Genomic DNA, 20267 nt, shown 5'->3' with positions numbered 1-20267 from the left:
CTTCCGCTCCTAACCATTGACCAGCCGGAACCACGACGGATCATGCCCCGGACGGCGAGGCGACGGGATCGGGGCGGCCCGCCCGGACGCCGGAGCGGCGGCGGACCCGGGCCGGCGGAGGAGGCAGCGCCCGCCGGTCGACCTTGCCGTTGGCGGTGGCGGGCAGCTCGGGCAGGACGACGTAGCGTACCGGCACCATGTGGTCGGGCAGCGCCTCGGCGAGGAAGGCACGCAGCGCCGGCTCGGTCAGCCGGGCCGGATCGGCGTCGCGCTCGGCGACCAGGTACGCCACCAGGGTCGGCGCGGCGCCGAGGTCCTCGCGGAGCAGCACGACGCTGTTGGCCACGAGCGGGTGCCGGTTGAGGGTCGACTCGATCTCCCCCAGCTCCACCCGCTGCCCGCGGATCTTGACCTGGGTGTCGACCCGGCCGACGTAGTTGAGGTGGCCCTCCGGCGACCACCAGACCAGGTCCCCGGTCCGGTACACCCGCTGCGGCCGGCCGGCCACCGTCACCTCGACGAACCGCTCGGCGGTCAGGTCGGGCCGGCCGGCGTAGCCGCGCGCGAGGCAGTCCCCGCCGACCACCAGCTCCCCGACCTGGCCCAGCGGGGCGAGATCGCCCCGGTCGTCGAGCACGTACGCGACGACGTTGCTGATCGGCCGGCCGATCGGCACGGTGTCCGCCGGTTCGGGCCGGCGGCACTGCCAGGCGGTGACGTCGATGGCCGCCTCGGTGGGGCCGTACAGGTTGTGCACCCGCACCCCGGGTAGCACGGCGGTGAGCTTGTTGACCAGCTTCGGCGGCAGCGCCTCCCCGCTGCAGATCACCCGGCGCAGGTCGGCGCAGCGGTCCAGTCCCGCCTCCTCGACGAAGAGGGCGAGCATGGAGGGCACGAAGTGGACGGTGGTCACCGACTCGCGGGCGATCACCTCGACCATCTCCTGCGGGTCGCGGTGGGCCTGCGGCTGCGCCGTCACCAGGGTGGCGCCGGTGAGGAAGGGCCAGAGCAGCTCCCACACCGAGACGTCGAAGGTGTACGGCGTCTTCTGCAACACGACGTCACCCGGGCCGATCCGATAGGTGTCCTGCATCCAGACCAGGCGGTTGGCCAGCGACAGGTGCGTCATCTGCACGCCCTTGGGCGCGCCCGTCGACCCGGAGGTGAAGATCACGTACGAGAGGCCGTGGACCACCTCCTCCGGCGCCCGGTAGCCGCGCCAGTCGACCGGCGGGGCGGGCCGGTCGCCGCCGTCCAGCGGGCGGACGGGCACGGTCGGCTCGGCGCCGAGGGCGGCCTGCCCCGCCGGGTCGGCCAGCACCAGCGCCGCCCCGGCGGTGCCGAGCATGAGGTCGAGCCGGGGCCGCGGGTGCGCCGGGTCGAGCGGCAGGTACGCCGCACCGGCCAGCAGCACGCCGAGCACCGCGACCACCAGTTCGGGGCTGCGCTCGGCGCAGAGCCCGACCACCGCCCCCGGCCCCACCCCGTCGGCGCGCAGCCGTCCGGCCAGCGCCGCCGCCTCGTCCAGGAACTCGCGGTAGCTGAGGTGGCGGCCGTCGCCGCGCAGCGCGACGGCGTCCGGGGTGCGTGCCGCCTGCCGGCAGATCAGCTCGTGCACGGGGGTGCGCGGGGCGGGCGTCGGCGCGGGGTTGAAGCCGAGCAGGGTCCGGCGTTCCTCGGGGCCGACCAGCGTCGCCTCCCGCACCGGCCGGTCCGGGTGGGCGGTGAGCCAGGCGTGCAGGGTGCGCAGGCGCTCCGGCAGCCACCGGGCGTCGCCGTAATGGCGCAGGAAGCGCACCGGCAGGCTACCCAGGGTCGCCGCGACGCCGCCGGCGGTGGCGGCCGGTGCGGTCAGCGGCACGTCCGGCACCGCCGCGGGCAGCGGCACGTCCGGCACCGCCGCGGGTAGCAGCACGTCCGGCGCGGCTGCGGGTAGCACGTCAGGAACCGCCGCCGCCGGGGACAGGCTGCGCGCCTGCGCGCGTACCTGGTCGAGGGTGTGCTCCGGGCCCACGCGCAGCCGCAGCTCGCCGCGCGGGCCGTGCACCACGACCTCGGTCGCGCCGTCGAGCCGGTGGCAGAGCACGGCCGCCACCGCGGCGGCGAGGTCCAGGTCGTCGTGGCGGGCGCTCACGCGGTCACCAGCCCGGCGAGCACGCGCGGCGTGGCGTCCGCGGTGAGGGTGTCGATCGGCACCCGCACCCCGTAGCGGCGCCGCACCTGGCTGATCATGCGGATGAGCAGCAGCGAGTCGCCGCCGACCGCGAAGAAGTTCGTGTCCGGGCCGATCTCCGGGACGCCGAGCAGGTCGGTCCAGAGCGCCACGAGCTCCCCCACGAGGCCGTCCTCGCCGCCGGCCGGCGACGCCAGGACACCCTCGCCGCCGGCCGGCGACGCCGGGAGGTCCGGGCCCGGTGCCGGGTCCTCCGGGACCGGCGGTGCGGCGTCGAGCCAGTAGCGGGTGGGAGCGAACGGGTAGCCGGGCAGCGCGACCCGCCGGCTGCCGGTGTCGCCGCGCAGCGCCGGCCAGTCCACGCCCACCCCGGCCGTCCAGAGCGCGCCGATGCCGGCCAGCACGTCACCGGCGTCCAGGCGGGCCGTCGGCCGTGGCTGCAGGGCGTACCCGGGCACCGACCGGCCCTGCGGGGTCTGCCGGGCGGCGCCGGTCAGCGCGCTTCCCGGCCCCACCTCGACCAGGACCGGGTCGGGCAGGCCGAGCGCGGTCAGCAGCGCGTCGTGGTAGCCGACCGGGCTGCGCAGCTGGGTCGCCCAGTAGCCCGCCGGGCGGGACAGCCCCTTGCCGAGCAGCGCCCCGTCCACTGTGTTGATCACCGCAACGGTGCGGGGACGCTGGTCCACCCGGTCGGCCTCGACGCCGAACCGCCGGGCCGCGTCGGCCATCATCCGGCTGTGGAAGGCCCGCCGGGCGGGCAGCGCCCGCCAGTGCACGCCCGCCCCGGTCAGCCGCTCCCGCAGCGCGTCGAGCTGCGCCACCGGCCCGGCCACCACGGTCAGGTCGGGGGCGTTGCGCGCGGCCACGTCGAGCTCGTCCAGGCCGGCCAGGTGGGGGGTGAGAACGGGCGGGGAGGCGAGGACGGCCAGCATGCCGCCCTCGGGTGCGTCGTGCATGAGCCGGCCCCGGGTCGCCACCAGGCGCAGCATGTCGTCGTCGCCCAGCTCCCCGGCCAGCGCGGCGGCGGCGAACTCGCCGACGGAGTGGCCGACCAGCGCGGCCGGGCGTACCCCCCAGGAGAGCAGCAGGCGGCCGAGGGCCAGCTCGTGCAGCGCCAGCACGGGCTGGGTCACGTCGGTGCGGTGCACCACGTCGTGCGGGTCGTCGTCGACCAGCACGTCGCGCGGGTCCAGCCCGAGGAGCGGGGTGAGCAGCCGCGCCCCCCGGTCGAGGTCGGCCCGGAACGAGGGGTAACGGTCGTAGAGGCCCCGGGACATGGCGGGGAACTCGGTGCCCTGGCCGGGAAAGAGCAGGACCACGCTGGGCCGGCGGGCCGCCGCCCGGGCCGGGGCGCGGCGCAGCCGGGTCGCCGTCTCGGCGAGGTCCCGGGCAGCCACCGCGAGCCGGTGCGGGAAGTGCCGGCGGTACGACTGGAGGGTGCGGGCGACGTCGGCCAGCGGCAGGTCGGGGCGCTGCCGCAGGTGCTCGCCGAGCTGCTCGGCGGCGGCCCGGACCGCCTCCGGGGTACGCCCGGAGAGCACCACCAGCTCGGTGCGCTCCCCGGGCGGGACGGTCGGGTCCGGCACGTCCGGCCCGTCCCCCTCCTCCAGCACCACGTGGACGTTGGTGCCGCCGAGGCCGAACGCGCTGACCCCGGCCCGGCGCGGCGTGCCGTCGGTCTCCCAGGGCCGGGCCACGGCGTCCACCGTGAACGGGGTGGAGCCGTCGAGCAGCTCGGGCCGGGCCTGCTTCAGGCCGGCCAGCGGCGGGATCTGGCGGAAGTGCAGCGCCAGCGCGGCCTTGATGAGCCCGGCGACGCCGGCCGCCGCGTCGAGGTGGCCGACGTTGGCCTTGACCGAGCCGAGCGAGCAGGGCCGGGTGCCCCGGGTGAAGACCTCGGTCAGCGCGGACAGCTCGATGGCGTCGCCGACCTCGGTGGCGGTGCCGTGCGCCTCCAGGTAGCCCACGGTGGCGGGGTCCACCCCGGCGGCAGCGTACGCGCGGGTCAGCACGTCGATCTGGCCGGCGACCCCGGGGGCGGTGTAGCCGACCTTCAGGTTGCCGTCGTTGTTCACCGCCGAGCCCCTGATCACCGCGTAGACGGTGTCGCCGTCGCGGCGGGCGTCCTCGGCGCGCTTGAGCACCACCAGGGCGACGCCGTTGCCGGGCACGGTCCCCTCCGCGGTGGCGTCGAACGGGCGACAGGTGCCGTCGGCCGACATGATGCCCTTGGTCTCGTACAGGTAGCCGGAGTGCTGCGGCACGGCCACGCAGGCCCCGCCGGCCAGCGCGACGTCCGAGTCGCCGGCGCGCAGGCTCTGCGCGGCCAGGTGCACCGCCACGAGCGAGGTCGAGCAGGCGGTCTGCACGGTGACGGCGGGCCCGCCCAGGCCCAGCCGGTAGGCGATCTTCGCGGCCAGGTGGTCCTTCTCGTTGCCGAGCACCACCGACAGCAGCCCCTGTGCGTCGACCAGGCCGGGCCGCGCGAAGACGTGGTTCAGCGCGTAGTAGTTGAAGCCCGCGCCGGCGAAGACGCCGACCCGGCCGAAGGGCGCGTCGGTGGTGAGCCCGGCCGACTCCAGCGCGGCCCAGGCGGTCTGCATCAGCAGGCGGTGCTGCGGGTCGGTGGTCTCCGCCTCCCGGGGGGTGATGCCGAAGAAGGCGGCGTCGAAGAGCTCCGGGTCGGCCAGCATCCCGCGCGCCGGCACGTACGCGGGGTCGTCCAGCCGGTCGGCGGGCACCCCGGCGGCCAGCAGTTCGCTGCGGGTCAGCGAGCTGATGGTGATCCGTCCGGCGGCCAGGTTGGACCAGTACTGCCAGACGTCGGCGGCGCCGGGGAACCGGCCCGCCATGCCTACGATCGCGATGTCGCCGTTCATGAGGGTGCGCCTGCTCCTTCGGTCTGTGCGTGCAGATGCCGGGCCAGCGTCTGGACGGTCGGAAAGCGGTAGAGGTCGGTCAGCGGGATGGTCCGGCCGGACAGCCGCTCCTGGAGCAGCCGGCGGACCACGGCCAGCCGCAGGGACTCCCCGCCGACGTCGAAGAAGGCCTCGTCGAGGTCGAAGTCGTCGGTGCCCAGGGCCTCCACCCACGCCCCCGTGACCAGCTCCTCGAACTCGGTGAGCGACGCCGAGGACGAGGCCGGGGACGAGGCCGGGGACTCCGCCGCGGCGGCCGCGGTGGGGGGCGTGGCGGCGACCAGGGCGGCCAGCGCCCGCAGGTCGACCTTGCCGTTGCGGTCCAGCGGAAACTCGGCCACGGTGTGCCACTGCTGTGGGCGGGCGTACGGGGCCAGCTCCGGCTCCACCGCCCGGCGCACGTCGGCCACGTCGACGCCGTCCGCGTCGGGCTTCAGGGCGGCGCACAGGCGCACCCCGGTCGCCGGGTCGCCGACGGTGAAGACCACCGCGTCGCGTACGCCGGGGCGGGCGCGCAGCCGGCGCTCGATGTCGACCAGCTCGACCCGGTGGCCGGCGATCTTCACCTGGCGGTCGTTGCGGCCGAGGAACCGCAGCTGCCCGTCCGCGCCCCAGCGCACCAGGTCACCGGTGCGGTACAGGCGCGTCCCCAGCTCCGCGGAGCGGACGAACGAGGCGTCCGTGCGGGCCGGGTCGTCGAGGTAGCCGTCGGCGAGCCCGGTCCCCGCCGCCCACAGCTCGCCGACCGCCCCGGGCGGGACGAGGCGTCCGCCCGGGCCCACGACGTGCAGGTCGGTGCCGCGCACCGGCCCGCCGATCGGCAGCGGGTCCGGGGTGGCCTCGGCGTGGTCGATCGAGTACGTGGTGGTGAACGTGGTGTTCTCGGTCGGACCGTAGCCGTTGGTGAGCCGCAGCCCCGGGCAGGCGGCCAGCGCCCGGCGCACGTGCGCCGGGGAGACCACGCCGCCGCCGGTGAAGAGCTGCCGCAGCCCGGCGAAGGCGTCCGGCCGGTGGTCGGCGACCAGGTGGAAGACGCCCGAGGTGAGCCAGGCGTGGCTGACGGCCTCGGCGCGCAGGAACCCGGTCAGCGCGCTGGGCGTCGGCTCCCCGGCGGGGAAGACCACCACGGTGTCCCCGTTGGCCAGCGGCACCAGCAGCTCCAGCGTGGACGCGTCGAACGCCAGCGGCGACAGGCGCAGCATCCGCATGCCCGGCCGGTCGACGAAGAGCCCCGGGTCGTCGGCGAGGCGCAGCACCGCCCGGTGCGGGACGACGACGCCCTTCGGCACGCCGGTCGAGCCGGAGGTGAACGAGGTGTACGCGGTCCGGTCCGGTCCGGCCGGTGCCTCGGGGCCGGCGTCGAGGACCGGGGCCGGGTCGTGGAGGTCGACCAGCGGGCAGTCGGCCACGCCGGACCGGTGCGGTGCGGGTGCGTCCACGCCGAGCCGGGCGCGGGGTGCGACCGCCTCGACCAGGTGTGCCCGCCACTCGTCGGTGGCGTCCCGGTCGACCGCCACGTAGTACGCGCCGAGGCGCAGCACGCCCAGCACCGCCACCGCCTCCGCCGCCGAGCGCGGCAGCTCCAGCAGCACCCCGTCGCCGGCCCGCACCCCGCGGACGTGCAGCAGGCCCGCCTGGGCCACGGCGCGGTCGTGCAGTTCGCGGTAGGTGAGGGTGAGCCCGGCCTGCGGGTCGACCAGCGCGATCTTCTCGCCCGCGTCGTGGGCGTGGCGGGCGAACCGGTGCCACACGTCGTCGGTGGTGTGGTGGGGGTCACCGCCGCCCAGGGTGCGCAGCCGGTCCCGCTGGGCCGGCGAGAGGGTGCCGACCTCGCCCAGGGGCGCGTCGGGGTCGGCGGCGAGCGCGGCCAGCGCCGCCCGGAACGACTCGACCAGCTCGCCGGCCTCGGCGGCGGTGAGCGCCGACGTCGCGTACTCCAGGGCCAGCCGCGGGCGCGCCGACCAGGACTGCAGGTAGAGCAGGGCGTCGAAGACCGCCCCGTGGCAGTGCCCCTCGTGCAGCCGCCAGCGCCGGCCGCCCCCGGTCAGCTCGTCGGGGACCAGCTCGTGGTGGGCGGCGAAGCCGAGCTGCGCCAGCGGGTTGCGCGCCGGGTCGGCGGGGACGTCGAGCGCCGCGACGACCCGCTCGAACGGCACGTCGGCGTCGGCGGCCGCCTCGCCCAGCGCCCCGGCCAGGCCCCGGACGTGCTCGCGTACGGTCAGCGCGTCGCCGCTCGCGCAGCGCACCGGGACGACCCGGGTGCACAGGCCCACGATGTCCGCCATGCCCGCCTCGAAGCGGCCCGCCGCGGGCACCCCGAGGACCAGGTCGTCCAGCCCGGCGTGGCGGGACGCGGCCAGCGCCCAGCCCGCCATGACCACCGACGTCACGGTCACCCCGCACCGGCGGGCCAGGTCGGTCACCGCGCCGGCCGTCGCCGGGTCGAGGTGGAAGTGCAGGCGCGCGCCCCGCCCGTCGGCCTCGGCCAGCGGGGGCAGGTCGGTGGCGAGGGCCACCGTGCTCGGCGCGCCCGTCAGCCGGGTCCGGATCCGGGCCAGCGCGGCGTCCACCTCCCCGGCCACCTCCCGCGCGGCCAGCCGGCTGCCGATCCAGTCCGGGGCGGGCGCGGGCGCGTCGTCACCGGGTGGTGCGCCGCCCGCCGCGTCGGCGGCGTAACGCGCGGTGAACTCCCGCCAGAGCAGCCCGATGCTCCAACCGTCGCTGACCACGTGGTGCACCAGCAGGGTCAGCAAATCCCGGTCCCCGGCCCGGGTCAGCACGAACACGACCGGTGGCTCCTCGAAGGGGCGCAGCAGCCGCCCCGCCGCGGTGCCGTACAGGTCGTGCACGGTGCGGACCGCGTCGTCGCCGGGCAGCGCCTGGTGCAGCAGCCGCGGCTGGTACGGCGCGGGCAGCACGATCCGGGCCTGCCGGGGCTCGTGGACGAAGCGGGTGCGCAGCGCCTCGTGCCGGGCGGCCAGCTCCCCCAGCACCCGGCGGACGCGGGCCGGGTCCAGCGGGCCGTCCGCCTCCAGGGTGAACATCAGGTGGTAGGGCGCGTCCCGGTCGAGCAGGTGCGCGGCGAGCATGGACCGCTGGCCGGGCAGCAGGTCCCGTTCGGCGGGCCGCCGCGCGAGCACCGGCGGGGCGGTGTCGACGTACTCGACCGCGTCGGCGAGCACCTGCGCCAGCGGCAGCGCGGACAGCAGCCGGCCCGCCTCCACGTGCGCCCGCAGCTCCCGCTGGCCGAGCGAGACCAGCGCGATGGCCTGCAACGAGGTGCCGCCCAGCCCGACGAAGGACTCGGCGGCTGCCGCCTGACGCAGGTGCTCGGGCGCGACGCCGAGCACCTGGGCGGCCAGTGGCGTCCAGGCGGCCAGGTCGGGGCGGTCCATCACCGCGCCTCCGCCGCCGGCCGGTCCGCCGGCACCTGGCCCGCCACCGTACGCAGGTCGGCGAAGCGGGGATTCTCCAGCACGTGACCGAACATCACCGCGAGGTTGAGCTCCTGGCGGATCAGGGTGCTGAGCCGCAGCGCGCTCAGCGAGTGGCCGCCGAGGTCGAAGAAGTCGTCGTCGTCGTCGACCGTGTCGACGCCGAGCACCTCCTTCCACAGCTCCTCGAACTCGGCCACCCAGGTCCGGTCGTCTACGTCGCGCATCAGTGGTGCCTCTCTGTGTCCAGGTGGGTAGCGGGGGCGTCCAGGTAGTGCCGGGTGGCGGCGAAGGGGTAGGTGGGGGCGGGCACCCGCCGCCGCCCCGTGTCGTACGCGGGATCCCAGGGGCCGGCCAGGCCGAGCTGCCACAGCGCGCCGACGGTCGCCAGCAGCCGGGCGTGCCGGTCGGTGGGCAGCGCCGACGGGTCCGGCCCGAACCGGGGGGTGACGCTCGTGCCGACCTCGATCCAGAGCAGCCGGTCCGCGTCGGGTGGGAGCGGCTGCGGCGCGGCCGGGGCGAGCGCCGCCGCCCGCCAGCGGGTCGGATCGGCGCACTCGGCGTCGGTGAGCGGTTCCCCGCCGGCGGCCCGCAGCGGCAGCTCGGCGGGGCGGAGCCGGGCCGGGTCGCGGTCGCCGCGCAGCAGCGCCACCGCCTCCGGCAGGGTGACCACCCCGGCCACCACCGCGCCGGCCAGCAGGCCGAGGCCGGTGCCGGCCAGTTCGCGGGGCGCGATCCCCCGACCGCGTAGCGACCGGGCCAGGCCGACGCAGGCGACCAGCCGGTTGGCCCGCTCCCGGGCCGGCTCGTCGAGGGGCTGCCCGCGCAGCAGCGCCGCCCCCTCGTCGGCGGTGGCCCGGTAGACCGGGTCGGCGTCGTAGTTCGGCCGGTTGCCGGTCAGCTCGCCGGCCGCGGTGAGGTACAGGCCCACGCCCCGCGCCCGCGCCTTCGCGTCGACCTGCCGCACCGCCGGCCCCGGCACGCCGGTCCCGGCCGCCGGAGCGTGCCGGCCGGTGAGGAACGCCGCCCGCCAGGGCAGCTCGGCGCGGCCGGTGCGCAGCGTGTACGCGATGTCGGCCAGGTCGCCGGGGGCGGTCCGGGCCACGACGTCCACCGCACGGTCGACGCTGTCCTGGGCCGCGGTGGCCGTCTTCGCGGAGACGAGGACCAGCTCGGTGACGTGCCGACGACGGCGGGGCGCGGGGTCCGGGGCGGCTTCGAGGACGACGTGGGCGTTGGTGCCGCCGATGCCGAAGGCGCTGACCCCGGCCCGCAGCACCCCGTCGATCGGGGTCCAGGGCCGCGCCGCCACCGGCAGGTCGAAGACGGAGCCGGCCAGCTCGACCCGGGGGTTGGGGGTGCTCAGGTGGGCGATCGGCGGGACGGTCCGGTGTTTCAGCGCCAGCACCGCCTTGACCAGCCCGATTACGCCGGCTGCGGTGTCCAGGTGCCCGACGACCGACTTGACCGCGCCGAGCGCGCAGGGGGCCCGGTCGGGCCGGTCGCTGTCGAAGACCTGCCGCAGGGCCGCCACCTCGATCGGGTCGCCCAGCGCGGTGCCGGTGCCGTGCGTCTCGATCAGCCCGACGGTGTCCGGGTCGACGCCGGCCACCTCCAGCGCCGCCGAGATCACCGCCGCCTGGCCGGTGGGGCCGGGCGCGGTGAAGCCGGCCTTGCGCAGGCCGTCGTTGTTGATCGCCGACCCCCGGACGACCGCGTGCACGGTGTCGCCGTCCCGGCGGGCGTCGGCGAGGCGCTTGAGCACCACCACGCCCGCCCCGTCGCCGGGCACGGTCCCGTCGGCGGCGGCGTCGAAGGCCCGGCACCGGCCGTCGGCGGAGAAGATGCCGCCGGGCTCGTACCGGTGTCCGCGCCGCGTCGGCGGCGCCACCGTCGCCGCCCCGGCCAGCGCCACGTCGGCGTCGTACGTCAGCAGCGCCTGCACCGCCTGGTGCACCGCGACCAGCGAGGTCGAGCAGGCGGCCTGCACCGTGACCGCCGGGCCCTGCAGGTTCAGCTTGTACGCGATCCGGGTGGCCGCGAAGTCCTTGTCGCTGCCGATGATCAGCCCGAGGCCGCCGGCCGCCTCGACGGCGCGCTGGTTGGGCCAGACGTTGTCGAGCAGGTAGACGTTGAGCCCGGTGCCCACGTACACCCCGATCCGGTTGCCGTCGGCGGCGACCGGTGGGTGGCCGGCGTGCTCCAGCGCGGCCCACGCGCACTCCAGCAGGACACGCTGCTGGGGGTCCATCAGCGCGCTGTCCGACGGCGAGTAGCTGAACAGCCGGTGGTCGAAGCGGTCCGCGCTCGCCAGCACCGCCCGGGCCGGCACGAAGTCGGGATGCTCGACGAGGTCCTTCGGCACGCCCCAGCCGAGCAGCTGCTCCGGGGTGAAGAAGCTGACGGCGTCGATGCCGTGCACCACGTGGTGCCAGAACCGGTCCAGGTCCCGGTCCGCGCCGGGGATGCGCACGGCCAGGCCGACCACGGCCACCGCGGCGTCGTCGTCGGGCTCAGCCACGGCCGCCTCCGGCACCGCGCCGCCGGCCGGCGAGCAGGGCCCGCCCCTGGTGACGCTGGGTGACCCGCGCGTCGGCCAGCACCGGGGCGGCCTCGCGCAGCTGCGCCGCGCAGCCGGCGACCGTGCCGGCCCGGAACAGGTCCGTCACGGAGACCTCCAGCCCGTCGTCGGCGAGCCGCTGCTGCAACGCGATCAGCGCGAAGCTGTGCCCGCCCAGGTCGAAGAAGTTGTCGTGCAGCCCCACGTCGGAGCGGCCGAGCACCTCGCTCCAGCAGGCCCGTACCCGCTCCTGGAGGTCCGTGCCGGCGGCGCGGTCGGCGGCCGGGGCCGGCGCGGCGGCCGTCCGGGCCGCGCGGGTCTCGGCCAGCAGGCGGGCGGTGTCCACCTTGCCGTGTGCGGTGAGCGGGATCGCCTCGACGGCGAGGATCCGGGCCGGCACCATGTAGGCGGGCAGCGTCCGCCGGACGTGGCCGCGCAGCTCGCGTTCGGTGTCCGGGCCGGTCCCGCCGACGACGAAGGCGACCAGTTGGTCGTTCTCGGCCGCCACCGCGCACGAGCGCACCGCCGGGTGGGTCAGGAACGCGCCCTCGACCTCGGCCAGCTCCACCCGGTAGCCGCGGAGCTGCACCTGGGTGTCGTTGCGGCCGAGGTAGACCATGGTGCCGTCGGCGCCCCACTTGACCACGTCGCCGGTCTTGTACATGACTCCCCGCCCGTACGGGTCGGGCAGGAAGCGGGCGGCGGTCAGCTCGGGGTTGTTCACGTAGCCGTGCGCGACGAGCACCCCGCCGCAGTACAGCTCGCCGGGCACGTCCACCCCGGTCGGGCGCAGCTGTTCGTCGAGGACGTAGCACCGGGCCGAGGGCAGCGGCACACCGATGGTGCCCTCCCGGACCCGGGCCAGCTCGGCGGCGGGCGCGGCGAAGATCGTGCAGTGGATGGTGCCCTCGGTGATGCCGTACATGTTCACGAAGACCGTGTCCAGCTGGGGCGCCCCGCCGACCAGCTGGGTGAGCCGGGCCCAGCTCAACGCCTCGCCGCCGAGGACGACGTAGCGCAGCCGGGACCGCCCGCCGCCGAGCTGCCGCAGGTAGGGCGGCAGCAGCCGATAGAGGGCGCCCGGGGTCTGGAACACCGCCGTGACCGCCTCCCGGTGCACCAGGGCGGCGAGCCGCTCCCGGTCGACCAGGTCCGCCTGGTCGGCGATGACCAGCCGGCCGCCGGTGGTCAGCGCCCCCCACATCTCCCACACCGAGGCGTCGAACGAGAAGGAGCTGGCCGCCAGCCACACGTCGGCGGCGGTGACGTCGAGACCACCGGGGGTGGGGGTGTTCAGGGCGTCCAGGCCACCGTGCCCGACCAGCACGCCCTTGGGCACCCCGGTCGAGCCGGAGGTGTAGATGACGTAGGCCGGGTCGTCCCCGGCGGGGTAGGCCAGCGGCACCTCGGCGGCCCCGTCGAGGGTGTGCGGGTCGGCCAGCCGGATGCCCCGGCCGGCGGTGAGCGCCCCGGCGGTGTCGGCGGTCCCGGGCTCCGCCAGCATGATCCGCAGCCCGGCGCTGGCGGTGATCAGGTCGAGGCGCTGCCGGGGATACTCCGGGTCCAGCGGCACGTAGACGGCGCCGAGCCGCCACACCCCGACGATGGCCGCGATCACCGCGGGCGAGCGGCCGAGCAGCAGCCCCACCCGGTCGCCGTGGCCGATCCCCAGGTCCGCGAGGCCGGCGGCGATCCGCCCGGCCCAGCGGTCCAGCTCGGCGTACGTCACCGTCGCGTCGCGGTGCCGCACCGCCACCGCCTCCGGGGTACGCGCCACGTGCTCGTCGAAGCGGCGCAGCACCGACGGGTACCCGATCGGCTCGGCGGTCAGTGGCGGGTTCACCTCCTCGACGAGCAGCCGGTGCTCGGCGGCGTCCACCATGGACGGCTCGGCGTCCGGCTCGTCCACGATCGCGCGCAGGAAGGTCAGGTAGTGCCGGAGCAGCGTGGCGACGCTCTCCTCGGTGAACAGCTCGGTGCTGTACTCGGCGCGCAGGAACGGGGCGTCGGTGGAGACGTCGAGGGTGAGCCCCACGTCGAACTTCGTGACGTCGACCTCGACGTCCACCTCGGTCAGCTTCACCCCGTCGAACTCGGGAAAGGCGAACGGGAAGTTCTGCACGGTCAGCGAGGTCTGGAACAGCGGCGCGTGGCTGAGCTGCCGCTCCCCCACGGTGGCCCGCACGATCTCCTCGAACGGCACGTCCTGGTTGGCGAAGGCGGCCATGCTGGCCCGGCGGGCCCGGTCGACCAGCTCGGCGAAGCGGGGCCGGTCGGCCAGGTCGAGCCGGATCGGCAGGGTGTTGACCAGGCAGCCGACCAGGCGCTCCTCGGCCTCGTCCATCCGGTTGGCCACCGGGACCCCGATCACCACGTCGTCCTGGCGGGCGTAGCGGGAGAGCACCGCGGCGTAGGCGGCCAGGGTCACCGCGAACAGCGTCGCGCCGTGCTCCCGTGCCCACGCGGTCAGCCGGTCGACCAGCCCGGCGTCGACCGGCCGCCGCAGCACCGCGCCCCGGTTGCCGAGCACGCTCGGCCGGGGGAAGTCGGTGAGCAGCGCGAGCTGCGGGACGTCCCGCAGCGTGGTGCGCCAGAAGTCCAGCCCGGAGCCGTCCCGCTCCCAGTCGGCGCGCTGCCGCTGCGCGTACGCCAGGTAGGACTCGGCGGGTTCGGCGTGGCCGGCGCCGTCGGCCCCGGCCAGCGCGGCGTTGTACTCGGCGGCGAAGTCTTGCAGCAGCAGCCCGACCGACCAGCCGTCGCAGGCGATGTGGTGGACCAGCACCGCCAGGGTGTGCTCGTCGGGCCCCCAGGAACGCAGGTACGCGCGCAGCACCGGGCCCTCGTCGAGCGCGAACGCCCGACGCGCCTGCTCGGCGACCAGGGTCCGCAGGAACCCCTCCTGGGTGTCCCGGTCGGCCCACTCCCCGGCCCCGATCTCGATCTCCGCCTGCGGGGAGTCCGCCACCCGCTGGACGAGCACCCCGTCCACCAGCGCGAACGTGGTACGCAGCGCCTCGTGCCGAGCGGTGACGCGCAGCAGGGCCGCGCGCAGCTCCTCGGGGCGAAGCGTGCCGTGCAGGTGCACCCCGAAGGCCACCACGTAGGCCGGGTTGCCGGGTTGCAGCTGGTTGAGGAAGTAGAGCCGTTCCTGAGCGAACGAAGCACGACCGGTACGAACCATGCACCGATCGTGGCCGTCCGGGCACCCCGCCCGACAGAGCGGGCTTTCCCGCCCCGGCAGGGAAAACCTCCCGGTCGGCTGGCGGACAGCTCCGCCGGGCCCGACCCGCCGGCGGGCCCACGGTCACCGTCCCGGCCACCGCCGTGGAGCCGGGGCCACGCGAGGTCGGGGTGGCACCGCGCGCGGTGCCACCCCGACCTGACGGCCCGACCGAGGGTCAGTACTCGCCGCGCCCGAAGGCGGCCAGCTCGGCGGAGTGTGCCGGGTTGCTGACGTACGTGGCGCCGATCGGCGCGGTGACCCGGCACCACATGTCGAGCCGGTCGACGTCGATCCCGGCGGCGGCGGCCAGCTCGTCGCGGCGGCGTACCATCTCCACGCGATCCAGTCCTTCGAGCACGTAGTCGACGGCGTCGAAGCAGGGGTCGCCGGCGCAGGCCATCGGGTCGATCGCCACCAACCCCCGGGTGCCGCCGCTGAGCACGTTGCCCAGGTGCAGGTCGCCGTGGAGCAGCACGGTCTCGGTGGGCACCGCGAAGAGGTCGTCGCGCAGCCGCTTCGACCCGGCGAGGTCGGCGCCCCGCCGGACCGCCGAGTTGAACAGCACGTCGATCCAGTCGGTGAGCTGCCGGGGCGCGGCGGCCGGGTCACCGGCGGCGTGCAGGTCGGTGAGGAAGTCGGCGTAGTCGGCGGGGGTGGGCGGCTGCGCCATCTTCTCCACCAGCGTGCCCGGCCGGATCGACTCCAGCAGCACCGCGCCCCGGGCCGCCGCCAGCACCACCGGCACCCGCCCGCTGGGCCCGAACTGGCGCAGCATGTCGACCTCCTCCCGCACCGCGTAGCTGTCCGGTGACAGCTTCAGCACCGCCTCACCCTGCGGGCCGGTGCAGCGGAACACCACCGAGGAGTTGCCGGACTTGAGCTGCTCACCGAGGTCGAGCCCCCACTCGGCGACGAGATCGGTCAGCCGCTGCGGCAAGGTGCCGGCCCAGCGGTGGGCGGCCTTGCCGAAGCGCGGCTCCAGCCGGTTGGCGATGGTCTCCAGGTCCAGGGTCATGCCGTTCCCTCCACCGAGCGCAGGCTGGCCAGTGCCGCCGGGCCGCCCGCCCGGCGCAACGGCATCGCGCCAGCGCCGTGCAGCCGGGGACTCCCGCCGCCGGCCACCAGGTCGAGCCCCGGCCGGTACGGCCGCGGGCGGGCGAACCGGGCCTCGCGGGCCATCTCGATCGCCTCGTACCGGTCCGACACGTTCAGTTTGTTGAAGATCGTCGAGATGTGGTTGCTGATCGTCTTCGGGGACAGGTTGAGCCGGGCGGCGATCGCGGCGTTGCGCATGCCCGCCGCGATCAGCTCCAGCACCTGCCGCTCGCGCTCCGTCAGCTCCGGGAACATCTGCTGGTTGCGCGGCTCCCGGCCGAGCTGCCCGATGAGCAGGTCGGCGACGCGGGGACCGAGGATCACCTCGCCGGTGGCAAGGCCCCGGACCGTCCGCACGATGCCGTCGCCGGGGCAGCTCTTGAGCACGTACCCCCGGGCGCCGGCACGCATGGTGGTAACCACGACGGCCTCGTCCTCGACGGCGGTGAAGACCAGCACCGCGGTCGACGGCGAGACCCGGGTGATCTCCTGAAGAGTGCCGGCCTGGAAGTCCGGCATCGCGATGTCGAGCACGAGCACGTCGGGGCGGACCGACGCCGCGCTCCGCAGCGCCGCCTGCGCCGATCCCGCCTCGGCCACCACGTCGATCTCAGTCGAGGTGGACAGCAGGGCGATGAGCCCCCTGCGCACCACCGGCTGAGCGTCGGCCAGCACCACCGTCACGACCCGGGGTTGTGCCCCGTCCGCGACCTCCTCCGGATCCCGACTCATCGTATGAGCCAGGTCCGTGGACGAGCCAACGCCGACCATTGCCACACCTCACCCCGTCCCCAAGCAGCCCGCGACGCCTCCCGGCGGGAGGGCGTCGCGGGAACGGATCGCCTCATCGGCATGAACAGCTACCTACATCTACTAGAACAACACATATACACGATCGGCGGGCCCCCCTGTCAATCATCCGACCTATTTTCCGAGGTCAATTACGTAAACGAAGATGGATCGCAGCTACTGTCAGTCAGAAACATTTCAGCGCCGATGGTGGATCCCAAGGTCACGACCTGCGCCTACGGTCGTCCGGCCGGCGGGATCCGCCCCGATCTGCGCCTACGCCTAGCGCAGCGGCCCCGGGTTGTCCAGCGGAAAACTTCCCGGACGGCCGGGAAGTCGTCCCGCCCGCCGCCGCCCGCAGGCCCTGTCCATCCGCCACCCCGATCACGATTATTGATGACGACCGCGCCATTACACCAGGATGTGGGAACATGCCCTTTTCGCGATTGATTGATTATTCGTTCCGTTTGGTGCCGACCGATCCGCTGCGCAGGAAACTGATCGCGATCCGGCTGGCCGAGTCGATCGGCAAGGGCGTCTTCCTCAGCGGCAGCGTCGTCTACTTCACACTCCGCGTCGGGCTCGACGCCAAGCAGGTCGGCCTGGGCCTCTCCGCGGCCGGCCTCTCCGCCTTCGTGTCGTCGGTGCTCTTCGGGGTGATCGCCGACCGGGTGGGCGCGCGGCGGCTGCTGATCGTCCTGTTCACCACCCTGGCGGTCGGCTTCGGCCTCTACACCCTGGTGGGCAGCGCGGCGCAGTTCTACGCCCTGGTGGTCGCCGTCGGGTTCATCGAGTACGGCACCGGACCGACGAACGGGGCCCTGGTCGGCAACCTCGTGCCCGCCGACGAACGGGTCAAGCTCAAGGCCATGATGCGCTCGGTGTTCAACATCGGCTTCAGCATCGGCATCGGGGTGGCCGCCGTCGCCGCCCTCAGCCAGCGGCTGCTGGTGCTCATCCCGCTCACCACCGCCGCGCTGATGGTCGGCGCCGCGCTGCTGGTCACCCGCCTGCCCGACGCGCCGTCCCGGCCGGTGCCGGTGGGCTTCAAGCGCTTCGCCGCCGTACGCGATCCGCGCTTCCTCGCGGTCATCGGCGTCTCCACGATCCTGGCCTCACACGTCAGCGTCATCCTGGTCACCATGCCGCTCTGGGCACTCAACCGCACCACGCTGCCGCACTTCCTGGTGCCACTGCTGCTGATCTTCAACACCGTGTTCGTCATCCTGTTCCAGGTCCGGGCCAGCCGCGGCGCGGACACCGTGGCGGGAGCCGGCCGGCTCGCCCGACGCTCCGGCTACTGGCTCGCCGGCGGATGCCTGGTCATCGCCCTGACCGCGCTGGAGGACAACGTGGCGCTCGCCTGCGTGGCGATCGTCGCCGGCGTGCTGATCCTCTCGGTGGCCGAGGTGATGCAGGCCGCCTCCGGCTGGGGACTCGCCTTCGGGCTCGCCCCCGAGCACGCCCAGGGCGAATACCTGGGCGCGTTCGACCTGCACGTCATCACGCAGAACATCGTCGGCCCGGCGGTGCTCTCCGGCCTGGTCATCACGTTCGGGTTCTGGGGGTGGCTGGGCATCGCCCTCGCCGCGCTCGCCGCGTCGGCGTTGATCGTCCCGGTCGCGCACCGCAGCCAGGTCACCCTGGAGCCCGAGCCCGCCCCGGCGACCAGCCGCTGACGGGCACGGCGCCACCGCACCGTCCCACCCTTCTCCTGAGCTGCCCCGATCCGTCGTCCACTCGTTGTCCACAAGGCGCTCCTAGCCTTTCACCAGTGCTTCGAGCACGGTGGACGACAGGAGCTCACGGTGACAGAGCTACGCTCGACGGGTCGCTCGGTGCAGACGATCTACGACTCGATCGCGAGCACGTACGACCACGTCACCCGACGCAACGACTACGACCGCTGGGTCGCGCTCTACCTGGACCTGATCGGGCGGCACGGCGCAGCCGGACGACGCCTGCTCGACCTGGGCGCCGGCACCGGCCAGGCCGCCATCCGCTTCGCCCAGGCGGGATACCAGGTCACCGCGGTCGACGTCTCGCCGGAGATGCTCCGGCAGGCACGGGCGAAGCCGGGCGCCGAGCAGGTCCGCCTCGTCGTCGCGGACCTGCGGGAGCTGCCCGACCTCGGGGTGTTCGACGTCGCGGTGACGCTGGGCGAGCCGTTCATCTACCTGCGCGACGAGCAGGAGCTGTCTGCCGCGCTACGCGGGGTGTCCGCCCTGCTGGCGCCGGGCGCCCTGTTCGTCTTCGACCTCGGCACCGCCGGATTCCATCGGCGGCACCCGTCGCGCGTGGTCGTGGAGGACAGCGAGGACGAGTTCACCGTCGTACGCGGGGCGTCGTCGCGGCGCGACCCGCACGGCTCGGACTACCTGATCGACCGGTTCACGACCGACGACGGGATCACCTGGCGGCGGTTCCACCAGCGGCACGAGTTCTCGTACTTCGCGCCGGACGTGGTCGGGCGGCTGCTGGGCGAGGTGGGCCTGACGCACCTGGCCACCCACGGGCTGCACCTCGGCGAGCTGGCCGAGAACGCCGACGAGGAGCTGCACCGCAAGAGTTTCGTCGTCACGCGCAAGCCGGGCTGAAAGCTTGCCCAGGCCGCCGCATGCCGTGCGGCACCGGGTCGGGGCCGGTGCCGGCGAGTCCCTGGAGGCGAGAGGAGGTGTCCGATGAAGATCGCCGACTGGAGCGAGTGACCCGCGGCCCCGTGGCGGGCCGCCTCCCGCGCCGGCCGCAGGAGCGGCCCGCCACGGACCGGGCCCGAGCAGGGCGGCCGGGTGGTCCGGAAGGGGGACGCCGGTGGGCACGGACCGACCTCCCGTCGCACGTGGCGCCGCTGCGGGTGCCGGCGTTCCGGCGTTACTGGGGCGCCGTGAGCGTCTCGACCGCCGGGGACGGGGTGCTGTCGGTGGCGGTGCCCGTCGCCGCCGCAGTGCTGCTCGGCGCGGGCCCGGCCCAGATGGGCTGGCTGACGGCGCTGGCGTGGATCCCGAGCGTCCTGTTCGCCATTCCGGCGGGAGGGTGGGTGGCCCGCTTCCGGCACCCGCTGACCCCGATGATCGGTGCCGACCTCGTCCGCTTCGCGGTGACCGCGTCGCTGCCGGCGGCCTGGTGGCTGGGCTGGTTGGACCTGCCCGCCCTGTACGCGCTCACCGCGATCGTCGCGAGCGCGTCGGTGGTGTTCGTCGTGGCCGATGCCGCTCTCTTCCCCACCCTCCTCGACGACGACCGCCTCGTCGCCGGCCAGTCGCTGGTCTACAGCGCTCGCACGGTGGCGTCCGTGGCGGGATCCGGTGCCGGCGGTCTCCTGGTCCCGGTCCTCTCCGCCCCCGTCGCGGTGGCCGCGGACGCGCTGTCCTACCTCTGGTCGGCCGCCCTGCTGACGAGGATCGACCGCCCTGTGGCACGGACGCCGCCACCACGGACCGCACCGGTCTCCACCACGGGGCTCCGCTTCATCGCGGCCAGCCCCGCCCTACGTGGCGCGCTCGGCGTCACCACCACCGCCAACTTCTTCAACCTGATGTTCCACGCTCTCCTCGTCCTGTTCCTCACCCGGACGCTGCACCTGTCCGCAGCCGTGACCGGGCTCGTGCTCGGCGCCGAGGCCGCCGGGGCCCTGGCGGGATCCCTGGCGCTCCCGGCGGTCGCCCGGCGCCTCGGGATGCCCCGGAGCCTGGTGGCCGGCAGTCTGCTCTCCGCCGCGCCGCTGACGGCCGTCGCGGTCGCGGCCGGTCCGACGGCGGTGGTCGTGAGCTTCGTGCTCGTCGCCTCGCTCCTGTCCGGGGTGGGCCGCTCGGTGCAGGACATCAGCGTGGCCGCCACCTTCGTCTCCACCGTGCCGGTGCCGCTGCGCACCCAGGTCCGGGGGGCCTACCAGACGATCAGCTTCGGGGTACGCCCGGTCGGCGCGGTGCTCGGCGGGCTGGTGGGGCAGTCGGTCGGGCTGCGGCCGGCGGTCGTCCTCGCGACGGCCGGTGGCCTGCTCGCGTTCCTCTGGGCGCTGCCGGCCCTGCGGTCCCCGCGCGAGCCGCGAGGGGCACCGGAAGCCTGACGGCGGCGC

At 75.1% G+C, this 20267-nt stretch carries 11 protein-coding genes; 3 read left to right on the top strand and 8 right to left on the bottom strand.

Annotation, left to right across the window (positions count from 1 at the left end; all coding sequences use genetic code 11):
* Window positions 1–40 precede the first annotated feature (40 nt).
* The 8 genes from ACVMYR_RS23200 to ACVMYR_RS23165 form a co-directional block, all read right to left on the bottom strand.
* Window positions 41–2134 carry an amino acid adenylation domain-containing protein gene (locus tag ACVMYR_RS23200; protein ID WP_457122723.1) on the bottom strand — a complete coding sequence of 698 codons (2094 nt, stop codon included), beginning with the start codon at window positions 2132–2134 and terminating at the stop codon, window positions 41–43.
* Complete coding sequence (locus ACVMYR_RS23195) at window positions 2131–5052, bottom strand: type I polyketide synthase (protein WP_457122722.1); 2922 nt, start codon at window positions 5050–5052, stop codon at window positions 2131–2133. The genes ACVMYR_RS23200 and ACVMYR_RS23195 overlap by 4 nt, the downstream gene beginning before the upstream one ends.
* A complete protein-coding gene (locus ACVMYR_RS23190) occupies window positions 5049–8486 on the bottom strand; it encodes a non-ribosomal peptide synthetase (RefSeq protein ID WP_457122721.1) in 3438 nt (1145 codons plus the stop codon). The genes ACVMYR_RS23195 and ACVMYR_RS23190 overlap by 4 nt, the downstream gene beginning before the upstream one ends.
* Window positions 8486–8752 carry a phosphopantetheine-binding protein gene (locus tag ACVMYR_RS23185; protein ID WP_077939623.1) on the bottom strand — a complete coding sequence of 89 codons (267 nt, stop codon included), beginning with the start codon at window positions 8750–8752 and terminating at the stop codon, window positions 8486–8488. Before ACVMYR_RS23185 ends, ACVMYR_RS23190 begins: the two co-directional genes overlap by 1 nt.
* Window positions 8752–11046 carry a beta-ketoacyl synthase N-terminal-like domain-containing protein gene (locus tag ACVMYR_RS23180; protein WP_457122720.1) on the bottom strand — a complete coding sequence of 765 codons (2295 nt, stop codon included), beginning with the start codon at window positions 11044–11046 and terminating at the stop codon, window positions 8752–8754. The genes ACVMYR_RS23185 and ACVMYR_RS23180 overlap by 1 nt, the downstream gene beginning before the upstream one ends.
* Window positions 11039–14266 (bottom strand): non-ribosomal peptide synthetase, encoded by a 3228-nt coding sequence (locus tag ACVMYR_RS23175; protein WP_457122719.1) that lies wholly within the window; start codon window positions 14264–14266, stop codon window positions 11039–11041. The genes ACVMYR_RS23180 and ACVMYR_RS23175 overlap by 8 nt, the downstream gene beginning before the upstream one ends.
* 217 nt (window positions 14267–14483) lie before the next feature.
* Complete coding sequence (locus tag ACVMYR_RS23170) at window positions 14484–15323, bottom strand: aminoglycoside phosphotransferase family protein (RefSeq protein ID WP_457122718.1); 840 nt, start codon at window positions 15321–15323, stop codon at window positions 14484–14486.
* Window positions 15320–16135: a response regulator transcription factor gene (locus ACVMYR_RS23165; protein WP_353901524.1), complete on the bottom strand. Its 816-nt coding sequence runs from the start codon at window positions 16133–16135 to the stop codon at window positions 15320–15322. The genes ACVMYR_RS23170 and ACVMYR_RS23165 overlap by 4 nt, the downstream gene beginning before the upstream one ends.
* A 527-nt stretch (window positions 16136–16662) precedes the next feature.
* Here ACVMYR_RS23165 and ACVMYR_RS23160 point away from each other — a divergent pair.
* The 3 genes from ACVMYR_RS23160 to ACVMYR_RS23150 all read left to right on the top strand — a co-directional run bounded on the left by ACVMYR_RS23160 (window position 16663) and on the right by ACVMYR_RS23150 (window position 20258).
* Entirely contained in the window at window positions 16663–17871 is a 1209-nt protein-coding gene (locus tag ACVMYR_RS23160) for an MFS transporter (protein ID WP_043968262.1), read from the top strand.
* A 129-nt stretch (window positions 17872–18000) separates the two neighbouring features.
* Complete coding sequence (locus tag ACVMYR_RS23155; RefSeq protein ID WP_457122717.1) at window positions 18001–18789, top strand: class I SAM-dependent DNA methyltransferase; 789 nt, start codon at window positions 18001–18003, stop codon at window positions 18787–18789.
* A 20-nt stretch (window positions 18790–18809) separates the two neighbouring features.
* Window positions 18810–20258 (top strand): MFS transporter, encoded by a 1449-nt coding sequence (locus ACVMYR_RS23150; RefSeq protein WP_457122716.1) that lies wholly within the window; start codon window positions 18810–18812, stop codon window positions 20256–20258.
* Window positions 20259–20267: the final 9 nt, after the last annotated feature.

It is taken from the genome of Micromonospora sp. PTRAS2 (assembly GCF_054052245.1).
This window is presented reverse-complemented; position numbering and strand designations above follow the sequence as displayed.